Origin of the sequence: Pseudoalteromonas sp. S558 (genome assembly GCF_005886635.1) — a bacterium.
GTDB lineage: Bacteria > Pseudomonadota > Gammaproteobacteria > Enterobacterales > Alteromonadaceae > Pseudoalteromonas > Pseudoalteromonas aliena.
Window position 1 is genome coordinate 1 of the sequence record NZ_PNDU01000393.1, and the last position, 3,061, is coordinate 3,061.

Annotated in this window: 3 protein-coding genes; 1 reads left to right on the plus strand and 2 read right to left on the minus strand. The window is 41.4% G+C overall.

The window, feature by feature from the left end; translation table 11 throughout:
* Nucleotides 1-258: 258 nt before the first annotated feature.
* Both asd and rsgA read right to left on the minus strand, forming a co-directional pair.
* The gene (gene asd / locus CWB66_RS19905; protein WP_171037546.1) at nucleotides 259-1,125 is read right to left on the minus strand and encodes an archaetidylserine decarboxylase; all 867 of its coding nucleotides are present in this window, start codon (nucleotides 1,123-1,125) and stop codon (nucleotides 259-261) included.
* 15 nt (nucleotides 1,126-1,140) lie between these two features.
* Nucleotides 1,141-2,199, minus strand: a complete 1,059-nt coding sequence (rsgA, locus tag CWB66_RS19910; RefSeq protein ID WP_138586723.1) for a small ribosomal subunit biogenesis GTPase RsgA — start codon at nucleotides 2,197-2,199, stop codon at nucleotides 1,141-1,143.
* A 120-nt stretch (nucleotides 2,200-2,319) separates the two neighbouring features.
* On the opposite strand from rsgA, the gene orn reads away from it, so the two are divergent.
* Complete coding sequence (gene orn, locus CWB66_RS19915; RefSeq protein ID WP_138586724.1) at nucleotides 2,320-2,865, plus strand: oligoribonuclease; 546 nt, start codon at nucleotides 2,320-2,322, stop codon at nucleotides 2,863-2,865.
* Nucleotides 2,866-3,061: the final 196 nt, after the last annotated feature.

A 3,061-nucleotide genomic window follows, 5' to 3' on the forward strand; every position in this document is an offset into this window, starting at 1 on the left:
AAGTAATTAGAAGCTTGGCTTCTCGCGTGAGCAAGCTCAACGCCTACCGGTAAAATTTGACGCCGTAGTTAAATTTACTTGTAGACGCACAGCTTGCTGGCGTGATGGGCGAAGTCTATAAAGATATAAACGGTGCAGCCTGCAATTACTTATAAACCAAAAGCTGCGCTTTTCACGTGAGCAAGCTCTACGCCTTCAAAAATGAAAAAACCGCGTTTAAATAAACGCGGTTTTTTGATTTCGAATTAACGATTGATTTTAATCGTTAATTTTTGCAAATGCAGTGCCTAAGCGAGTAACCACTTCTGGTAGTTGGTCATCTAGTATTTCAGCTTTATCAGCACCCCATGCAAGTACCACAGTAGAGCCTAATTTAAAGCGACCCATTTCTTCACCTTTTTTAAGCGTGATAGCGTTTTCGCCTTTAGTTGGATAATTCCAACTAAATACATCACTGCCTGCTGGTGGTGTAACAGTACCTGCCCAAATAGTTTCTATGCTGGCTACAATTGTTGCGCCAACTAGCACCATAGCAAGCGGACCAATCTCAGTTTCAAAAATTGCTACTACGCGTTCGTTACGTGCAAATAAGTTAGGCACGTTTTGCGCTGTAAGTGGATTTACTGAAAATAAATCGCCTGGCACGTAAATCATTTTGCTTAGCGTGCCATCAATTGGCATATGAATACGGTGGTAATCTTTAGGGGCTAAATAAATAGTGGCAAATTTACCGCCTAAAAATGCTGTTGTATCATCTTGTGAGCCGCCTAGTAACGCTTGCAAGCTGTAATCGTGACCTTTAGCTTGTATTAGCTGTCCGTCAACAATATCGCCTAGCTGACTGATTGCGCCATCCACTGGATGAATGATGATATTGCTATCTTCTACCATTGGTCGTACGCCGTTTTTTAAAGGGCGGGTAAAAAATTCATTAAAGCTTTTATAATGAGCTGGATCTGAATATTGTGCTTCACTCATATCTATTTTGTATTGCTTAATAAATAGTTTAATTAATGTGGTTGTTAATGCGCCCGCTTTAGCCGCAGCTAATTTGCCTACAACGCGTGAAATAAAATGTTTTGGCATTGCGTACTGCATTGCGATTTTAAATTTGTCTAAACTCACAGTATTTTTCCTAAATTATACGCGAGGCGCACGAGCGCCGGCACGGCCATCGGCCATTGTTTCTAAAATTCGGTGGTAGCTGTCAAAGCGCAATTGAGAAATTCTGCCATCGGCTACAGCTTCTTTAACTATACAGCCCGGATCGTTTAAATGTTTACAGTCTCTAAAGCGGCATCCGCCAATAAATTCTCTAAACTCTTTAAAACACCACGTTACACGCTCAACATCTAAGTGCCATAAACCAAACTCACGAATTCCTGGCGAGTCGATTAAATTACCGCCGCTAGGTAAATGGTGAAGGCGCGAAACGGTTGTAGTGTGCTGGCCTAAGCCGCTGTTTTCAGATACTTCTTTAGTTAATATTTCAGCATTAGGCAATACAGTGTTAACGAGGGTTGATTTACCTACGCCACTTTGACCAACAAAAATATTATTTTTATCAACAAGCACTTCTTTTAATTCATCAATACCGTCACCCGATATATTACTAACAAGGAGTACTTGGTAATCAAGTTTACGATAGATATCGAGAACTTTTTGTATTTCGCTAAGGCCAGCATCGTCAATTAAATCGGTTTTATTGAGCACTAAAATTGGCTCAATGCCCATATCTTCACAGGCTATTAAATAACGGTCGATAATACTAGGGGTAAACTCGGGTAATACCGCCGATACCATGAGTATTTGGTCAATGTTGGCTGCAATAACTTTAACACCGTCGTAAAAGTCAGGGCGGGTAAGTTGCGAACGACGCTCTTGCGTGGCTTCAATTACACCGGCTAAATCGCCTTCACTTACTTTGGCACGGCGAAACAATACTTCATCACCACACACTAAATTAGACACGGTACGACGTATATTACAGCGCAGTACATCGCCGTTCTCGGTTTCGACATCGGCGTGCTGGCCAAAACGACTGATCACAATTGCGCTCTCGACCTGACCTAAATTGTCGGTTTGCCATTCTTGCGCGCCTTTTTTAGCTGGCCTTGAGTCTGCACTATTAATGCGTTTTTGGTGATTGGCCTTGATCTGACGCGATTGGCCTTTACTTAATTTTTTCTGTTTTGCCACTGGAGGCCTATAACCTTAGTTAAATGTCGCTTTTCCTAAAAAAAGCTTTAGCTCGACGGTTGATGCTAATATGATATATCGAAATGCGTTGGATCTAAAGGAAAGCACCGCTTAGGTATTATGACTATTAATAAATCAAATTTAATTTGGCTCGATCTTGAAATGACTGGACTCGAACCAGAGACCGATAAAATACTCGAAATTGCGACGGTTGTCACTGATGCAGACTTGAATATATTAGCCGAAGGGCCAACTATCGCTATTCATCAAAGTAATGAACTCCTTGATGGCATGGACGAGTGGTGTACTACTCAACATGGTAAATCGGGTTTAACAGCGCGTTGTAAAGCAAGCACCTTTGATGAAGCCTATGCTGTAGAGCAAACTTTAGCGTTTTTAAAGCAGTGGGTGCCAGCGGGTGCTTCGCCGATGTGCGGTAACTCTATAGGGCAAGACCGCCGTTTTATGAATAAGTACATGCGCGAACTCGAAGACTTTTTTCATTATCGAAATCTTGATGTGAGCACTATTAAAGAATTAGCACGTCGTTGGAAACCAGAAGTGCTTGCAAAAGTGAACAAAAAAGGCTCACACCTTGCTTTGGATGACATTAAAGATTCGATTATGGAATTAAAAGTCTATAGAGAAAATTTCTTTAATTTGTAAAAAACACTTGCAAACACTCCGTATTATTGTAGAATCCTGCCCCGCTCAAGACGATAACCCACGCGGGGTTAGTGTGTTTGAGTGATTGATTTACCATCAATTAATGCGGTACTAGCTCAGTTGCTAGAATGTTGAACGCGACCTGTCGCGCACCAACGTAAAATAACTGAAGAAATAAAAATGCGGTACTAGCTCA

Bases quoted from the DNA above. Each gene is read 5' to 3' on its own strand.
- orn (WP_138586724.1), top strand. From the start codon at position 2,320: ATGACTATTAATAAATCAAATTTAATTTGGCTCGATCTTGAAATGACT.